This is a genomic window from Actinomadura geliboluensis (assembly GCF_043197915.1).
In the GTDB taxonomy this organism is placed as follows: Bacteria; Actinomycetota; Actinomycetes; order Streptosporangiales; family Streptosporangiaceae; genus Spirillospora; species Spirillospora geliboluensis.
Genome location: NZ_JBICUA010000006.1, coordinates 42,316 through 58,727 on the forward strand (window position 1 = coordinate 42,316; position 16,412 = coordinate 58,727).

At 72.8% G+C, this 16,412-nt stretch carries 14 protein-coding genes; 5 read left to right on the plus strand and 9 right to left on the minus strand.

The genetic code is table 11. From position 1 onward, the window contains the following. Nucleotides 1-70: 70 nt before the first annotated feature. Nucleotides 71-802, minus strand: coding sequence for a phosphocholine cytidylyltransferase family protein (locus ACGFI1_RS20205; protein WP_138640143.1), 732 nt, complete (start codon nt 800-802; stop codon nt 71-73). A 331-nt stretch (nt 803-1,133) separates the two neighbouring features. Here ACGFI1_RS20205 and ispD point away from each other — a divergent pair, with 331 nt between their 5' ends. Next, entirely contained in the window at nt 1,134-1,877 is a 744-nt protein-coding gene (gene ispD / locus ACGFI1_RS20210; RefSeq protein ID WP_387077213.1) for a 2-C-methyl-D-erythritol 4-phosphate cytidylyltransferase, read from the plus strand. On the opposite strand, the gene ACGFI1_RS20215 is transcribed toward ispD, so the two are convergent. Next, nucleotides 1,869-3,092 carry an RNA-guided endonuclease InsQ/TnpB family protein gene (locus tag ACGFI1_RS20215; RefSeq protein WP_392787023.1) on the minus strand — a complete coding sequence of 408 codons (1,224 nt, stop codon included), beginning with the start codon at nt 3,090-3,092 and terminating at the stop codon, nt 1,869-1,871. The two genes, ispD and ACGFI1_RS20215, sit on opposite strands and share 9 nt — an antisense overlap. A gap of 104 nt (nt 3,093-3,196) precedes the next feature. Between ACGFI1_RS20215 and ACGFI1_RS20220 the strand changes: the two genes are divergently transcribed. Further along, nucleotides 3,197-3,961, plus strand: a complete 765-nt coding sequence (locus ACGFI1_RS20220) for a glycerophosphodiester phosphodiesterase (protein ID WP_392732527.1) — start codon at nt 3,197-3,199, stop codon at nt 3,959-3,961. Here ACGFI1_RS20220 and ACGFI1_RS20225 read toward each other — a convergent pair whose 3' ends face one another. Then, complete coding sequence (locus ACGFI1_RS20225) at nt 3,962-4,705, minus strand: hypothetical protein (RefSeq protein ID WP_392732528.1); 744 nt, start codon at nt 4,703-4,705, stop codon at nt 3,962-3,964. A 105-nt stretch (nt 4,706-4,810) separates the two neighbouring features. Next, nucleotides 4,811-5,893 carry a glycosyltransferase family 2 protein gene (locus ACGFI1_RS20230; RefSeq protein WP_387077204.1) on the minus strand — a complete coding sequence of 361 codons (1,083 nt, stop codon included), beginning with the start codon at nt 5,891-5,893 and terminating at the stop codon, nt 4,811-4,813. 240 nt (nt 5,894-6,133) lie between these two features. Here ACGFI1_RS20230 and ACGFI1_RS20235 point away from each other — a divergent pair, with 240 nt between their 5' ends. The 3 genes from ACGFI1_RS20235 to ACGFI1_RS20245 all read left to right on the plus strand — a co-directional run bounded on the left by ACGFI1_RS20235 (nt 6,134) and on the right by ACGFI1_RS20245 (nt 9,321). Then, nucleotides 6,134-7,804 (plus strand): LCP family protein, encoded by a 1,671-nt coding sequence (locus ACGFI1_RS20235; RefSeq protein ID WP_392787027.1) that lies wholly within the window; start codon nt 6,134-6,136, stop codon nt 7,802-7,804. Nucleotides 7,805-7,851: 47 nt separating this feature from the next. Further along, the gene (locus ACGFI1_RS20240) at nt 7,852-8,652 is read left to right on the plus strand and encodes a thioesterase family protein (RefSeq protein ID WP_392787029.1); all 801 of its coding nucleotides are present in this window, start codon (nt 7,852-7,854) and stop codon (nt 8,650-8,652) included. A 75-nt stretch (nt 8,653-8,727) separates the two neighbouring features. Next, nucleotides 8,728-9,321 carry a hypothetical protein gene (locus tag ACGFI1_RS20245; protein ID WP_386873632.1) on the plus strand — a complete coding sequence of 198 codons (594 nt, stop codon included), beginning with the start codon at nt 8,728-8,730 and terminating at the stop codon, nt 9,319-9,321. Nucleotides 9,322-9,367: 46 nt separating this feature from the next. Here ACGFI1_RS20245 and ACGFI1_RS20250 read toward each other — a convergent pair whose 3' ends face one another. From ACGFI1_RS20250 to ACGFI1_RS20270, 5 genes are all read right to left on the minus strand, one after another. Then, nucleotides 9,368-9,850, minus strand: coding sequence for a hypothetical protein (locus ACGFI1_RS20250; protein WP_392787032.1), 483 nt, complete (start codon nt 9,848-9,850; stop codon nt 9,368-9,370). A 124-nt stretch (nt 9,851-9,974) separates the two neighbouring features. Beyond that, on the minus strand, nt 9,975-13,622 hold the full coding sequence (locus ACGFI1_RS20255; protein ID WP_392787036.1) for a protein kinase domain-containing protein: 3,648 nt from the start codon (nt 13,620-13,622) through the stop codon (nt 9,975-9,977). An 85-nt stretch (nt 13,623-13,707) separates the two neighbouring features. Beyond that, a complete protein-coding gene (locus ACGFI1_RS20260) occupies nt 13,708-14,904 on the minus strand; it encodes an MFS transporter (protein WP_387077197.1) in 1,197 nt (398 codons plus the stop codon). Next, nucleotides 14,897-15,703 (minus strand): DeoR/GlpR family DNA-binding transcription regulator, encoded by an 807-nt coding sequence (locus ACGFI1_RS20265; protein ID WP_392787040.1) that lies wholly within the window; start codon nt 15,701-15,703, stop codon nt 14,897-14,899. Before ACGFI1_RS20265 ends, ACGFI1_RS20260 begins: the two co-directional genes overlap by 8 nt. A 29-nt stretch (nt 15,704-15,732) precedes the next feature. Further along, nucleotides 15,733-16,200, minus strand: a complete 468-nt coding sequence (locus ACGFI1_RS20270; protein ID WP_392787043.1) for an ATP-binding protein — start codon at nt 16,198-16,200, stop codon at nt 15,733-15,735. Nucleotides 16,201-16,412: the final 212 nt, after the last annotated feature.

Below are 16,412 nucleotides of genomic sequence, written 5' to 3' on the forward strand. Positions count from 1 at the left end.
CTGGTTCCGGGGCCTGCTTCGCCGGGATCCGCGTCGTCCGGGGGTCTGCGTGTCCGGGAGTACCGCCGGGTCAGTAACCCTTGGCGATGCCGCGGGCCTTCTCCAGGTCGTCGTGGTTGTCCACCTCGACCCACGCCACGTCGCCGATCGGCGCGACGCCGATGACGCCGCCGCGGTTCACGTGCTCCTGGTAGCCGTCCTCGTAGTAGAGGTCGGGGTCGCGCTCCCAGGTGGCCTTGAGCGCGTCGGCCAGCGGCCCGGCGGCGGCGGGCTCGATCAGGGTGGCGCCGATGTACTCGCCGCCGGCGGCGGACGGGTCCATCAGCTTGGTGATGGTCTTCAGGTGGCCCGCACCGTCGAGGATGACCTTCATCTCCTCGTCGGCGAGAGTTTTCACGTCGTCCACCGCGAGGAGGATGTCCGGCCCGCGGTTCGCCAGTAGCGTCTTCTCGACGCTCACCGGATGGACCGTGTCGCCGTTGACCATGAGGACGCCCTTGGAGAAGTGCTCCCGAGCCAGCCACATGGAGTAGGCGTTGTTCCACTCCTCGGCCTTGTCGTTGTGAACCAGCGTGATGCTCACGCCGTACCGCTCCTCAAGGGCGGCCTTGCGCTCCTCGACCGCGCCCGCGCAGTAGCCGACGACGATGACGACGTCCGTCAGCCCGACCTCGGCGAGGTTGCGGAGGGCGATGTCCAGGATGGTGGTCTCGCCGTCCACCGGGACCAGGGCCTTGGGGAGGGTGTCGGTGTAGGGCCGCAGCCTCCGGCCCGCACCCGCCGCCAGCACCATGCCGATCATGCTTCCTCTTTCCTCACAGGTCGAACGGGTCCGCGCGCGGCGGCGTTCCCGCCGCCGGGTCAGGACGCCAAAGTAGGCGGTCGGCGCGGCGCGCGCGAACCGGGGCCGGGCCCTCGGCGGGAGCGCGGCGCGCGGGCGCCGCCGCGGCGGAGCGGCGGTGCCGGTACCGCCTGCACTGAGCCCTGCACGGCGAGGTAACCATACTCGATCCCGCGCGATCGGGCGGGCGGGCCGCTTCTTCCGTCCCGCCCCGGGGGCCGTCCGGTACGTTGAGCATGGCCGGTGATGCCGGGAACGGGTGCCGGGGAGACCTGTCGGAGGATCGAAGGACATGGCGGCGCGGACGGTTGCGGTGGTGCTCGCCGGCGGGGTCGGCGAGCGCATGGGCGCGGGGCGCCCCAAGCAGCTCATCGAGGTCGGCGGGCGGCCCATCCTGGCGCACGCGGTCGGCGCCTTCGACGCCCATCCCGGCGTGGACGAGGTCGTGGTCGTGATGGCGGCCGGCCACCTGCGCGACGCCGCCGCGATCGCCGCGCCCTTCTCCAAGACCGCCGCCGTCATCGAGGGCGGCGACACCCGCACCGCGTCGACGGTCGCGGCGCTGCGCGTGCTGGACGGGCGCCCCGACGACGTCCGCGTCCTGTTCCACGACGCGGCCCGGCCCTTCGTCGACCGCCCGGTCATCGACCGCGTGCTGGCCGCCCTCGACGACCACGAGGCCGTCGCCGTCGGGGTCCCGTCGTCCGACACGATCGTGGTGGTGGCGGACGGCGTGGTCGCCTCGATGCCGCCCCGCGAGACGCTGAGCCGTTTCCAGACCCCCCAGGGCTTCCGGCTCGGCACCATCCGCAAGGCGTACGAGCTGGCGCTCGCCGACCCCGCGCTGCGCGCCACCGACGACTGCGGCATCGTGCACCGCTACCTGCCGGACGTCCCCATCCGCGTGGTCGAGGGCAGCGAGCGAAACCTCAAGGTCACCCAGCCCCTCGACGCCGTCGTCGCCGAACATCTCGCCACCGAGTTGACGTCCTCCCCCAGCCGGAGGGCGGAGGATTCCAACCGTTCCTCACGCTGAGAGGAGGTCGGGTTGAGGTTCGCGGTTCGTTGCCCCGCCTGGTGGCTGGAGGGCTCCCCGCGCTGCCACCGTGCGTCCCACGGCGGTGTCTTGGATGTTGCGTGCGATGGTTTGGATGTTGCGGGCGGCGTTGATGTCGGCGTTGGCCCGGTGCCCGCAGGCCACGCACCGGAACACCGCTTGGCTCTCGCGGTTTTCCGGGGCGCGGTGCCCGCAGGCATGGCACGTCTGCGAGGTGTAGCGCGGATCGACCTTGATGAGGCGGCCGGGGGCTTTGTGCTCCAGCCGCTGGACGAGCCGCCCCCACCCGGCGGCAAGGATCGCCCGGTTGAGACCGGCCTTGGCCCGCACGCCCGTACCAGGCGCACCGAGGGTGCCCTTGGCGGACCGAGTCATGCCCCGCACGTTCAAGTCCTCGACCGCGATCAGATCGAAGCCGGTGGCCAGGCGGGTGGTGGTCTTCTCCACCCAGTCGCGGCGCCGGTCGGCCTCCCGCGCTCTGAGCCGCGCGATGAGGGCTCTGAGGTGCGCGCGTCGGTTCGAACCCCGTTTCGCGCGCGCGAGCTTGCGCTGGAGCCGACGCAACCGCTCTGCCTCCCAGGCGGTGAGGGAAGGACCGTGCAGGAGTTCGCCGGTGGACAGCGCGGCCGACACGGTCACGCCACGGTCCACCCCCACCGCCTGCCCGTTGCCCGGTGCCGGAATCGGGGCGGGGATGTGCGCGAAGGCCACATGCCAGCGTCCGGCACGGTCACGGGTGACACGGAACGACTTCACGCCGCCGGGGACGGGCCGGGACCAGCGGAACCGCACCCACCCCACCTTCGGGATCCGCACCTCACCGGTCCTGCGCGACAGGCGCCGCACGTCCCAATGCAGGCCGCGCTGACCGACGACCCGGAACCCTTCGTGCCGCCCGGCCTTGCGCCAGGTCGGCCGGCGGTGGGTACTGGCGAAGAAGTTCGCCATGGCCTGAGCGAAGTCCTTGAGGGCCTGCTGCTGGACGATCACCGACCCGGCCCGCAACCACGCGAACGCGGCGCGCGCCTCGGTGAGCTGGCGGCACTGCTCGGCGAACCCCGGCGCACCCCTGCGGCCCAGCCGCCAGTGGCCGTGCTGCTCGACAGCGAGGTTCCACACGAACCGGGCGTGCCCGCAATGCTCCAACAGCCCGGCCTCCTGGGCCGGCGTCGGCTGCAGACGGTAACGAGGCATGCGCACCAAGCTAGCGGGGAGGGCCGACAGAACATGGCCGTTTGCAAATGTCGCCTCCTCACCCCCAAAGACGGGGCCTCCACCCCCAGAAGGCAGGTGAACTCTTGATCTTCGAGAAATCCCCCACCGTCATCGGGCATCGCGGGTACGGGTCGGGCGATCTGCTGCCGCCGGGTGCGGTCATGCCGGTCGCCGAGAACACGCTGCCGTCGCTGCTCGCCGCCGCCGACGCGCTCCGCGACGCCCCCGGCGGGCCCTGGGTCGAGATCGACGTGACCCGGACCGCCGACGACCACCTCGTCCTGCGGCACGACCCGACGACCGTGGAGGGCGACCACCTGGTCGACCTGCCCGCCACGGACAGCGGGCTGCCGCTGCTCACCGAGATCCTCGACGCGCTACCGGCGGACGTCGCGGTGGACGTGGACGTCAAGACCGTCCTGGAGGACGCGCTGGACGAGCCGTCCCGCCGCACCGGCGCGCTGCTCGCCCCGGTCCTGCGCCGGGAGGCGAAGCGGCGCCAGTTGCTCGTCACCTCGTTCGACCCGTCGCTGCTGATGTTCCTGCGCGAGGAGCTGCCGGGCGTCCCGCTGGGGCTGCTGACGTGGCTGCGCTTCCCGCTGTGGCACGCCGTCCCGGCCGCCGCCGGGCTGGGGCTGGACGTCGTCGCCGTCCACACCGGGTCGTGCGGGATCGAGCACCCCGACACGCGGCTGCGCCCGCTGGAGCACTGCGTGGACGTCGCCCACAAGGCGGGCCTGGAGACGATCGCCTGGTGCCCGTCCGCGGAGGCGGCGCCGACCTACGCGGAGGCCGGGTTCGACGCGATGGTGGTCAACGACGTCCCCGGCGTCCTCGCGGCCGTCTAGCTACTTGTTGCCGCCGTACATGCGGGTCCACTCGCCGGGGCCGCCGTCGTCCTCGTCGTCGGCGGACGGCTCCGCCTTCTTCTCCCGGGCGGGCGGCGGCGACGCCGGGAGCGGCGGCGGGCCGGACGAGGCGGGCTGCGCGGGCGGCTGGCCGAACTGGGGCTGGGGCGCGCCCTGCCAGGACGGGCTCTGCGCCGGGGCGCCCATGGGCGCCGGAGCGCCGGGCATGGGGTGCGCGGCGCCGGGCATCGGCGGGCCCATCGGGGCGGGCGGCGGGCCGGCGAAGTGCGGTGCGGCGCCCGCGGAGGTGCGGGCCTTCCAGCGGGACGGCGCCAGCGACGCCACGAGGAGCATCACGCCGAGCATGAAGAAGACGCCGAGCGAGCCGAGCGTGGTGTAGCCGAGGCCCAGGTCGCGCGGCAGCACGTCCGGCCCGGGGTGGAGCACGGCCCAGCGGGGCGACGCGAACCAGATGAGGCCGACGACCGTGAAGAGGGCGCCGGGGACGAGCGAGGCGAGCGGCGACAGCCGGCTGCCGCTCACCAGGCCGAGCATGATCCCCACCAGCAGGACCAGTCCGGCGCCGATCCACATCTCCTTGCCGTGGTAGCTCTGGAATCTGGCGTAGCCGAGGGTGAGGACCAGGCGCAGCTTGTTCGTCCCGTACATCAGGCACGCGGCGATCGCCGGCGTCACGACGAGACCGACCAACACGCCGAGGCCGTGGCGTGCTCCGTTGGACATGTCCACCCTCCAGGGCCCGAGGTTCGCGGGCGAGATCCCGTCGAACCTAACCCTGAGACGCACAGCATTGCACGTCGGTTCGGCGATGGATATGCCGTCTGCCCGTTACTGGACGCTTTCGCCGGGTTTCACCGGGGTCGGCTGGCCGAGCCGCGGCGGGCTCGTCAGGAACCCGACGCCCCAGGTCACGTGCATCGTGGCGAACACCAGCGGCAGCCGGACCCAGGCGGCGAGCGGCAGCCCGCGGCCCTCCACGGCGGCGCCCGCGATCATCGCGGCCGCGTAGCCGCCGGGCAGCAGCCAGCCGGGCCAGAACCCGAACGCCCCGGCGATCGCGCCCGCCGCCATCGCGACCACCGCGATCGGCGGCGCCAGGTAGCGCAGGTTCAGCGTCCCCTGGTGCTCGCGGCCGACGACGCGCCGCCAGCGCCCGGTGTGGAAGTACTGCTTGGCGAGGGCCCGCAGGTTCGGGCGGGGCCGGTAGGTGACCCGCATCCGCGGGGTGAAGAAGATCCGGCCGCCGGTCTCCCGGATGCGGTGGTTCATCTCCCAGTCCTGCGCGCGGACGAACGTCTCGTCGTAGCCGCCGACCCGCTCCAGCGCGCTGCGGCGGAACGTGCCGAGGTAGACGGTCTCGACCTCGCCGGCCTCGCCGCCGGTGTGGAACCGGGCGTTGCCGACGCCGAGCTTGGACGTCATCGCGCGCGCCACGGCCTTCTCGAAGGGCGTGACGCCCTCCGCCGCCATGATGCCGCCGACGTTGTCGGCGCCGGTCTCCTCCATCGTCTCGACCGCGGCGCGGACGTAGTCGGCGGGCAGCAGCGAGTGCCCGTCCACCCGGACGATGATCGAGTACTGCGAGGCCTTGATCGCGATGTTGAGGCCCTGCGGGGTGCGCCCGGTGGGGTTGGCGACGACGAGGACGCGCGGGTCCTCGGCGGCCAGCTTCCGGGCGATCTCCTCGGTGCGGTCGCGGGACGGCCCGATCGCGAGCACGAGTTCCAGCTCGCCGGGGTACTCCTGGGTCAGGATGCCGCCCACGGCCTCGGCGAGGTGCCGTTCCTCGTTGAGGACGGGCATCACCACAGAGACCGCGGGCCAGGTGCGTTCACCGGAGTCGGGACGGGTCTTCACGGCGTAGCGGGTTTCCTGGTTCGTGGCGCGATGGGCACGGGGAGACGAATTCATGTGGGCTCGCGGACGCGCGCCGTCCGGATTCCGGAGGCGGGCGCCCCTTCCTCTCTCTTGCTCGCTTGCCTGACGCAGCCCACGCCACCCAGGTTCGCGTGCGGGCCGCCGGGGTGTGGTCAAGACGGCGCCACGTTACTGCAAGGACACGAGGTCCAGGTAGCGAACGGACGGGTGTCCCCCACTTTAGAGTGGTGGGGACCCACGGCGGAACGTGATCTTCGGGAGGCGGCGGCCGGCATGGCAGACGGGCACGATTCGGGTCGCGGCGGCCCTCGCTCGCCGGAGCCCGACCCGCTGGAGCGCTACTTCCGGCCGCGGCCGGGCTCCCACCCGGCGCCGGACGGCGACGCCGGCGACGGCATCGAGGGCGTCACGATCGACGGGATGCCGGCGCCGCGGGTGTCGGTCGACGGCCCTCGCGGGCCGCGTCGGCCCGGCCGCGGGCTGAGCCCGCGCGCGGCGATGAGCGCCCGCCGGCAGAAGCGCTTCCTCACCCTGACCGGCACGATGTCGGTGTTCGTGCTGCTGACCTCGGGTGGCGCGTGGGCGTTCCAGAACTACGTCACCGGCATGATCGACAAGGTGTCGGTGAACGGGCTCGGCAAGGGCGGCGACGGCCCGAAGGGCGCGATGACGATCCTCGTCGCGGGCGTCGACCGGCGCCAGGGGCTGACGAAGGAGCAGCAGAAGGCGGCCAAGCTCGGGCACGACCAGGGCGAGCGCTCCGACACGATGCTGCTGGTGCACGTGTCCCGTGACCACGACCGGGTGTCGGTCGTCAGCCTGCCGCGCGACTCCTACGTCACGATCCCGGCGCACAAGTCGAACGGGTCGGAGGGCGCGAAGGGGGCGCGGGTGCCGGCCCGTCCGGGCAAGCTGACCTGGGCGTACCAGTTCGGCGGGCCCGACCTCACGGTCAGCACGGTCAAGCAGGCGACGGGCGTGTCCATCGACCACTACGTCGAGGTGAACTTCTTCGGCTTCGTGCACATGGTGGACGCGCTCGGCGGCGTGGACGTGTGCACCGAGGAGGCCGTGAACGACCCGAAGAGCGGGTTGAAGCTGCCCGCCGGCAAGTCCCACGTGGACGGCCTGAAGGCGCTCGCGTTCGCCCGCGCCCGCTACACGCTGACGGGCGGCAGCGACCTCGGCCGCATCGACCGGCAGCAGCAGTTCATGGCGGCGATGATGAAGCAGGCGCTGTCGACGAAGACGCTCGGCGACCCGGTGAAGTCGACGAAGTTCCTGAACGCGGCGCTGAAGTCGCTGCGCGTGGACGACAAGCTGGCCGACAAGCTGCCGAAGCTCGCCGACCAGATGAAGAACCTGTCGACCGACGACCTCACGTTCGCGAAGGTGCCGCTCGCCAATCCGGACTACAACGCCGTGCTGTGGAACGCGCCGACCCCGCAGTCGACCGTCCAGTGGGACCGGGGGAAGGCGCAGGACCTGTTCACCCGGATCAGGCGCGACCAGCCGGTGGCCAAGGAGACGCCGAAGCCGAGCGCGACGCCGACGGAGAAGCCCGAGGACGAGCTGACCGTGCCGCCGGACGAGATCTCGGTCCGCGTGCTGAACGCGATCGGCACCCCGGGCCTCGCGACGAAGGCGGGCGGCCAGTTGCGCGACGCCGGCTTCAAGGTGACGGTCGCGCCGGGCGTCGCGCGGCGCGGCCTGCAGACGACGCAGATCCAGTACGGCCCCGACCGGGCCGACTCGGCGAAGACGCTGGCCGCGGCGATCCCGGGCGCCAAGCTGAAGAAGGTGAGCTCGCTCGGCTCCCGCGTGCAGGTCATGGTCGGCGCGGACTGGGACGGCGTGGAGAAGGTGAAGGTGTCGCCGAGCGCGTCGCCGTCGGCGTCCCCCGAGGTGGAGACGGGCACCGCGACCTCCAAGCTTTGCGCCTGACGCCCCGCCACTAGAATAATCTTCTAGTGGACGTGGGAGGGAGCCGCATGACCGAGGACGTGCCCGCCGAGGCGTTCTACGAGCCGCTGGGCGACGGCCGGTTCGCCAGCACGGTCGCCACCGCCGGGCCCTGGTCGCCGGGCCTCCAGCACGGCGGTCCGGTGTCGGGCCTGATCGGCCGGGCGTTCGAGCGGCACGATCCCGTCCCCGGCACCCGGGTGGCCCGCGTGACGGTCGAGATCATGAGCCCCGTCCCGGTCGCCGAGCTGGTCGTCCGCGTCCGGACCGTCCGGCCCGGCAAGCGGATCACGCTGCTCGAAGGCGAGATCGCCCACGAGGGCCGGACGGTCGTCCGCGCCGCCGCCTGGCGGATCATGGCGGCCCCGTCCCACCTGGACTCGGTCACGCACGCGCCCGCCCCGCCGGCCCTCCCCGCCGCGACGCCGCCGTTCGAGGCATGGCGCGACCTGCACATGGACGGCTACCTGTCCGCGATGGAGTGGCGGCCGGTCGCGGGCGACTTCGGGCAGCCGGGCCCCGGCACCACGTGGGCCCGCGCCCGCGTCCCGCTGGTCGCCGGCGAGCCCGACACGCCGCTCGTCCGGGCGCTCACGCTGGCCGACAGCGCGTCCGGCATCGGCAGCCAGCTCGACCTCGGCAAATGGCTGATCATCAACACGGACCTGACCGTCGCGCTGCACCGCGACCCGGTCGGCGAGTGGCTGTGCATGGCCGCGTCGCTGGACGCCAGCGCCGGCGGCAGCGCCCTCTGCCAGGCGACCCTCGCGGACCGCTCCGGCGAGATCGGCCGGGCCCTGCAGACGCTCCTGGTGGACGAGCGGCGCTGACCAGGTTTCCCCACTTGATCACTCTGGGTAGTGGATCAGTGACAGATCGAAGTCACCTATCCAGGAGACCAGAGGATGTCGACAAGGATTCTCGGCCTGCTCACCACGACCGCCGCCGCCTCGGTGGCGCTCACCGCCGGCATCGCCGCCGCCGCGGCCGCGGCGCCGCCGCCCGCACCCGACCCGGCCCCGCCCGCGGTGGCCCAACCACCCGCGGCGGAACAGCCCGCCGCCGACCAGCCCGCGGCGGACGAGCCGTCCGACGCGGCACCGCCGTCCGAGGCGGAGGAGCCGTCGCAGGCGGCCCCGCCCGCCGCGGAGCAGCCGTCGGAGGCCGCTCCGCCGGAATCCAAGCCGTCCACCAAGGACACCAAGGACGGCAAGGACGGCAAGCACGCCAAGGAGCTCAAGGAGTGCGCGGACGCCGACTGCGAGGTCAAGGTCCGCGACGGCCAGGTGATCAAGCTCGACAAGAAGTACGGCATGGCGCCGATCCGCATCAGGGTCGACGAGAACCGGATCACCCTCAGCAGCCGGGGCCAGGGCACCGTGATGTCCAGCTCGATGAACGCCTCGCGCTCCAACTCCAGCGTGACCTACAACGGCATCACGTTCAGCCCCAGGCTGAACAGGGACGGCTCGATCACCATGAAGGTCTCCCACGAATGACCCGCGCCACTGGGGGACGGGCGAGGCGCCCGTCCCCCAGCGCTCGCTACTGCGGGTCCGGCAGGTACAACATGTTCTTCTTGCGAAGGTACGAGGCGAGCAGCGCGCCCCAGATCCTGCGTCCCCGGAACGAGTAGACGCTTTTCTCGGTCAGGTCGACCACCGCCGGCTGGACGAGCGCGGCGAATCCGCCGGTTCCCTGCCGGAACGGCTTGCTCGCCACCACCTTGGCGGGCTCGTCCGCGTATTCCGTGACCAGCGCCGCGATCACCAGGACGCCCGACTGCGCCCCGCGCATCGCCCCCTTGCGGTTCTTCCCGAGCTGGCTCGCCTCGCGCGTGAACTGCTCCAGCGTCGCGGCATCGACGCTCTCCCTCTCCGCGACGACGGTGAACAGGTGCATCTTGGAGAGCGCCCGCCAGTTCGACCGGTAGGCGACCAGGGCCGGAGCCCCGGCGACCTCCTCGGTGGTCACCTCGCACCCATCACCGACCACCCGTTCCCGCACCACGTCGATATAGCCGTCCAAGGCACCTCCACCACGACGAAAGACTCCCACCGGAAAATGTGGGCGCCTGATATTCCACGGCGGGGCAACCGCTGGTCAATAGGTTTATGGAATGCGTTCTCTTCCGCCTTGTCGTTCTTCCGGCTTATCGGGAAGTCGGGCAGATGGCCCGGTAGGGGACGCCGGAGGGAACGTACTTCGTCCATTCTTTGCGGGTGAGGGAGCGGCCGGCGATGGCGCAGGCCGCGCCGGTGGCGTTCGCGGGCATGGCGATGTTCCAGTGGCGGAGGACGGCGGCGCCGTCGGTCGTCATGAGGGTCTTGTCCCCGGCGTCGAAGGCCACGGCGGTCACCGCCTTGGTGTGGCCGGTGAGGGGTGAGCCCAGCTGGCGGTGGCTGGCGACGTCCCAGAGGAGGGCGGTGCCGTCGGCGCCGCCGGTGGCGAGGGTGCGGCCAGAAGCGTCGAAGGCCGCGGAGGTGACCTGGCCGTTGTGGCCGCTGATGGGGGCACCGCGCGACTGCCGGGTGCGGACGTCCCAGAGCGAGACCGCCCCGTTCCCGCCGGTGGCGAGGGTCCGGCCGTCGCGGCTGAAGGCGAGCGCGGTGGCCGAGCCGGAGGGGTTGTCGAGCACGCCGAGGTCGCGGCGGCTCGCGGTGTCGAAAAGGTGCACCGCCGCGCCCATCCCGGCCGCCAGCGTGCGGCCGTCCGGGCTGAAGGCGAGCGAGGCCACCTGCTGGGACGAGTCCCCCAGCACGGCGAGCATGCGGCCCGTCCGGGCGTCCCACAGCTGCACCTTGCCGTCGACGACCGGCGTCGAGATCTGGGTCTGGGCGCCGCCGCCGGTGGCGAGGGTTCGGCCGTCGGGGCTGAACGCCATCACGTTGAGCATGGATCCCGGGCCGCCCTCGAACGGCCCCGCCCAGCGGCCGCCGGACCACATGGAGATCTGGCCGTAGGTGTTGCCCGAGGCGATGCTCTTCCCGTCGGCGCTGACGGCCATCGCCGTCCCCAGGATGTCGGCGAGGTTCGGCGGCGGGCCGACGGGTCCGGCGACGCGTCCGCCGGTCGCGGCGCTGTAGGACGCGTAGGCGATGCCGGCGCCGCCGGGCGCGTGGGCCACCGCGAGGACCCGCCCGTCGCCGCTCGCCGCGGGGAGGATCACCTCGTCGGCCTTCTCGACGGGGACGAAGGGGCCGGGAAGCGGCTGATGGACCTTCGTGTCCCACAGCCGCACGGCGTTCTTGCTGTCGGACAGGCCGGCGACGCCGCTGACGGTGACCAGCGTCCGCTCGTCGGTGAAGGCCCCCGCGAGGACCTGCTCCTGGCCGGTGCCGCTGATGGCCCCCGCGCGCACGCCCCGCGCGACGTCCCACATGTCGGTGCCGATGAGCAGGGTCTTACCGTCGGGCGTGAACAGTGGCCTCTGGACGTACTCCGTCTTCATGGTGATGCGCGTGCCGATCGTCCGGCCGCTTCCTGTGTCGCGCAGCCGGATCGTCTTGTTGTGCCGTGCCGCGATGGTCCGGCCGTCCCGGCTTAGCGCGACCTCATCGATCGGGCCGGGGATGGTCCCTTTGCGGTGGCCGGCGTGCACGTCCCATATCTCCAGTGCGCCGGGCAGGGCGAAGACGGCTGTTCCCGTGTCCGCGCTGAGGGCCGCCTTGCTGCCCTCGTGGGAGCGGGGCTGATAGGTGAAGGACGGCGGGAAGGGCACCAGGCGTGTGCGCCGGCGGGTCTGCGCGTCCCAGACGGTGACTCCGTCGGCGCCAATGACGGTCAGCGTCTTGCCGTCCGGGGAGAAGGTCACTGAGGAGGCATGGGCGACGGGCAGGTCGCCGAGCGGCTTGCCGGTGGTCACGTCCCACAGCCGGACGGTGCCCCCGACCACGTCACCGGCGGCCCCCGGCGCCTCCGAGGGGTTGCCCCTGCTGCCGGCGGCGGCCAGCACCCGGCCGTCGGGGCTCAGCGCCACGGGGAGGACGAGGTCGTCCCGGTAGTCGGCGTCCGGCAGCAGCCGCAGCGGCGCTCCGAGCTGCTTGCGGGCCTTCACGTCCCAGACCGCCACCGTGCCGTCGTCGTTGCCGAACGCGAGCCGCCCGCCGCCCGCCGCCACCGTGATCGGGTTCGGCCCGTACCCGGCGACCGCGCCCCGGCCGGACCGTGTGACGACGTCGAGGAGGGCGGCGCGGCTCTCCGGCGTCTCGTGGACGCGCTGCGCGGCGACGGCCAGCAGCGCCGCCGTCTCCGGGGCGCCCGCGAACTGCCGGCTCTGCGCGGCGAGCTGCCGCGAGGCTGCGATGTCGCGCTCCTCGCTCCGCGTCCGCTGTGCGTCGACGGCCCATCCCGTCGCGCCCAGCGCCACCACGGCGGTCACCGCCAGCACGCCCGCGATCGCCCGGTTGCGGCGCTTGTGCGCGTACCGGGCGCGGGCGCTGGCGTCCAGCAGGTCCCGTTCGAGGCGGCTCAGCGCGGGCCGCCGGGCGCCCGAGGTGGCCCAGCGGACGGCCTCGTCCATGTGCGCCCCGGTCAGGACGTCGGCGCGGCGGCGGCCGTGCTCGGCCCAGGTGCGGGCGGCCTGGCGGATGCGGTGGTGCGTGCGCAGGCCGTCGCGCTCGGCCTCGACCCAGCCCCGCAGCCGCGGCCAGGCCCGCAGCAGCGCCGGGCGGGTCAGCACGAACTGGCCGCCCGACATCAGCAGCAGCCGCCCGAACGCCTGCACCACCTCGCGCAGGGTCCGGGCCTCGGCGTCGTCCTGGCGGTCGAACAGCTCGTCTTCCGGGATGGGGCGCGTGGTCAGACCGCCGTCCTCGCCCGGCACCACGAACCGCAGGAACAGCTCGGGAACGAGCCGCTGCGCCGCGGGCGGCAGGGCGGTATAGGCGTCCTCGGCGACCTTGCCGAGGGCGGGGTCGCCCGGCTCCCAGCGGGCCTCCAGGACGGCCTGCGCGGCCCCCGCGGCGACCAGGTCGGAGCCGTCGCGCGGATCGCCGGTCAGCGCGGTGAGGATCTCCGTCGCGGACGGCCTGGCCAGCGGCTCCTTGGCCAGCGCGGCCCCGACCAGCGGGCGCAGCGTCTCCGGCAGCACGTCCAGGTCGGGCTCGTGCGTGCGGACGCGGTGCGCGATCTCCGGCAGCGTGAGGCCCTTGAAGGCGTGCTCGCCGGTCGCGGCGAACAGCATGATCGCGCCCCAGGCGAACACGTCGGCCTCGGCCCCGGCCTGCCGTCCCGCGTACACCTCGGGGGCCATGTAGGGCAGCGTCCCGGCGAACGTGCCGGCGTCGGCCGAGCGGGTGTCCAGCACCCGCGCGATCCCGAAGTCGATCAGCCGCGGCCCGTCCGGGCCGAGCAGCACGTTGCCCGGTTTCAGGTCCCGGTGGACGACCTTGGCCCGGTGGATGGCGGTGAGCGCGGTCGCGATCCCGATGCCGAGCCGGTGCAGGTCGTCGCCGGCGAACAGCCGCCCGTCCCGGTCGGCGGTCCCCCGCACGACGGCCTGCAGGCTCAGCCCGTCGATGTACTCGCTGACGATGTAGGGACGCGGCGGCTCCAGCCGCACCTGGAGGATCCGCGCCGTGCAGAACGAGGCGACCCGCTGCGCCGCCCGGGCCTCGGCCGCCATCGCCTGCAGCTCCTTGGGCGACTCCTGCGCCCCGTGCAGCACCTTGACCGCCACCCGCGTCCCGTCGGGGGCGTAGGCGTCGTAGACGACCCCCTGCCCGCCGGCGCCCAGCCGCCCGGCCGGCCAGAACTCCCCGATCCGTTCGGGGTCTCCCGGCTCCAGCGGATCCGGCATCCGATCACTCCGTCCGTCGCGTCACCCGCGCTTGATCACCAGCCGCTGTGACGCTACCGACCCCCTCGGAAGTTCGCCGGAAATGTCAGCCGTTCGGTGCCTCCGCAGGGTGGACGACGCCCGGGGCCTTCTGCGGGGTGCGCAGGATGCCCGCCGTGGCGGCGGCAACGGCGCACAGCACGACTGGCAGGAAGAACGTCAGGTTCAGCGGCATCACGTGCGTCAGCGGGCCGATGACGGCGGGCCCGGCGAGCATCCCCAGGTAGCCCAGCCCGGCGACACGGGAGACGTTGGCGCCGACGGCGTCCGGGTCGTGGTGACCGGCGGCACTGAACAACTGAGGCACGCAGCCGGACAACCCGGCCCCGGCCAAGGCCCAGCCGGCGAGCGCCGAAGGGACCCACGGGGACAGCGCCGCCACCGCCAGACCGAACGCGCCCAGAGCAGCGCCATACCGCAGGACGGCGACCGACCCGAAGCGCGCCGCCACCCGATCGGCCAGCAGACGGCCGATGGTCATGGCAGTGGCGAAGGCCCCGTAGGCGAAGGCGGCAGTAGAGGCGGACGCGTCCAGGGCATCACGCAGATGCAGGGTGCTCCAGTCGTTGGCCACACCCTCCGACAACATGACCATTAGCGCGAGGGCAGCCATCATCCAGATGCGCTTAGGCGTCCGGGCGCGGGCTCCACTCCCGGGAGCAGTCCCTTGGGGAGACTCACTATGCAGGAGCGCCGGGGCGGTCAGCACGGCCACGACAACCCCGAAGACCGCCGCCGCCCCCAGCGACACCACCGGGGACCAGCCCCACCCAAGCGTGCGGGCACCGACCAACGCGGCAAGCACTCCACCGAGCGAGAACGTCGCATGGAACGCCGACATGACGGGCCGCCGGTAACCACGCTCCACCTGCACGGCGTGGGAGTTCATGGAGACGTCCAGGGTGCCGTTACCGATGCCGAGAACCAGCAGCGCCGCACCCAGCGTCCAGGCGTTCACGGCAAGGGCCGGCAGAACCAGCGCAGCGCTGCACAACACCGCGCTCAGCGGCACCATGACGCGGGCGCCGACCCGGTCAGTGAACCGACCCGCGGCCTGCATCCCGGCAAGCGCGCCCGCACCGAGCAGCAGTAGGAGCCAGCCGAGGACGGCGTGCCCCACCCCCACCCGGTCCTCGATGACCGGGATGTGGACGATCCACATGCCCAGCACGAACCCGTTCAGCCCGAAGTAGGCGAAGGTGGCCGCCCGTCCCGCCCGCAACTTCCTCCGCTGGTCAGACAAGGCGGACGTCCACGCCGGCGTCGCGGAGGCGGGCCACCGCCGCCGCGGGCGCCGAGCGGTCGGTCACCACCATGTCCAGCGTGGCGGCGGGGCAGACGAGCCCGAGGCCGGTGCGTCCGAACTTGGCCCCGTCGCACACGGCGATGACGCGCCGGGCGGAGGCGATCGCGGCCCGCTTGACCGGCACCTCGTCGAGTTCGTGGGCGGTGAGCCCGTGCTCGGCCGACAGCCCGCACACCCCGAGGACCGCGGTGTCGACGCGCAGCGAGGCCAGCGACGCCTCGGTAAGCGGCCCGGTGAACGCCAGCGCGCCCGGCGCGGTCCGCCCGCCGGGGACCAGCAGCCGCACCTGCGGCGCACCGCTCAGCGCGTTGGCCGCGTGCAGGTCGAGCGGGACGACGGTGAGCCGCCGCCCGGCGATCGCGCGGGCGACGGTCAGCGTGGTGGTGCCGCCGTCCAGGATGACGGCCTCCCCGTCGGCGAGCAGCCCGTCCACCTCGGCGGCGATCCGCTCCTTGACGCCGACCGCCTCCTGCTCGCGGACGGCGAACGGCATCGCCTCACCGCGCAGCAGCAGGCTCACCGCCCCGCCCCGCACCCGCCGCAGCACCCCGCGCTCCGCGAGTTGATCGAGGTCGCGCCGGATCGTCATCTCGGACGCCCCGGTCTCCTCCGCCAGCTCCCCCACCGTCACCCGCTCGGTGGTCCGCAACCGCTCAATGAGCGCAGCAACTCTCTCCGAACTCTCCACATGTGAGATCGAACATCTCCAATGTGCGAAAGTCAAGGGCGAACGCATGGGCTTTGACCGTCATGCACGCCGAAGCATCAGGCGACGTCCCACGCAGCCCACACCACCTTGCCGATGGGCAGCGTGTACGACCCCCAGCCCGACGCGAGGGACTCGGCCAGCATGAGACCCCGCCCGCCCTCGTCGAGTGGAGCGGCCTGTCGGGCCTTCGGCAGCGCCGCACTGTCATCACGCACCTCGACGACCAGATGCGCGGCGCACAATTGGAACCGGACGAACATCATCGCTGTACCGCGCACCTCGATGTCCGTCCCGCCCGGTTCGCCCGTCGCCTCCAGCGCATTGCCGACCAACTCCGAGAGAACCTGCTGGCAGGCCCACCGGCGGGCCTCGCCCACCTCCCACGCCCCGAGCAGCGCCCGAGCGAAGTACCGCGCGACCGGCACCGCGGACGGCAGGGCGGCCACACCGAGCGCCTCCACCCGAACGGCCCCACCGCTCACCGGCGGCCGCGCCTCGACCACAGCGCCGACGGACACCGACATCGATCGTCTCCTTCGCTCCCGGGGGTCAAGCCACCGACCGCAGATGCGCCATACTCACCAGGACGATTCGGACCCTTGGCCACCAGAGCCTCGCCCTCAGTGACGGCAACCCGGCGCGCACGTGCACCGACGCACAGTGACAGCACCCTCAGCATGGCCCAACATCCTTGACTTTGGAAGTTCCATTCTGGAAGTCGTCCGATTGATTGTAA

Coding starts and splice junctions, on each gene's coding strand:
- ACGFI1_RS20255 (WP_392787036.1), bottom strand. CDS start 13,622: ATGCCGGATCCGCTGGAGCCGGGAGACCCCGAACGGATCGGGGAGTTC.
- ACGFI1_RS20240 (WP_392787029.1), top strand. CDS start 7,852: ATGACCGAGGACGTGCCCGCCGAGGCGTTCTACGAGCCGCTGGGCGAC.
- ACGFI1_RS20235 (WP_392787027.1), top strand. CDS start 6,134: ATGGCAGACGGGCACGATTCGGGTCGCGGCGGCCCTCGCTCGCCGGAG.
- ACGFI1_RS20205 (WP_138640143.1), bottom strand. CDS start 802: ATGATCGGCATGGTGCTGGCGGCGGGTGCGGGCCGGAGGCTGCGGCCC.
- ACGFI1_RS20225 (WP_392732528.1), bottom strand. CDS start 4,705: ATGTCCAACGGAGCACGCCACGGCCTCGGCGTGTTGGTCGGTCTCGTC.
- ACGFI1_RS20245 (WP_386873632.1), top strand. CDS start 8,728: ATGTCGACAAGGATTCTCGGCCTGCTCACCACGACCGCCGCCGCCTCG.
- ACGFI1_RS20215 (WP_392787023.1), bottom strand. CDS start 3,092: ATGCCTCGTTACCGTCTGCAGCCGACGCCGGCCCAGGAGGCCGGGCTG.
- ACGFI1_RS20265 (WP_392787040.1), bottom strand. CDS start 15,703: ATGCGTTCGCCCTTGACTTTCGCACATTGGAGATGTTCGATCTCACAT.
- ACGFI1_RS20230 (WP_387077204.1), bottom strand. CDS start 5,893: ATGAATTCGTCTCCCCGTGCCCATCGCGCCACGAACCAGGAAACCCGC.
- ACGFI1_RS20270 (WP_392787043.1), bottom strand. CDS start 16,200: ATGTCGGTGTCCGTCGGCGCTGTGGTCGAGGCGCGGCCGCCGGTGAGC.
- ispD (WP_387077213.1), top strand. CDS start 1,134: ATGGCGGCGCGGACGGTTGCGGTGGTGCTCGCCGGCGGGGTCGGCGAG.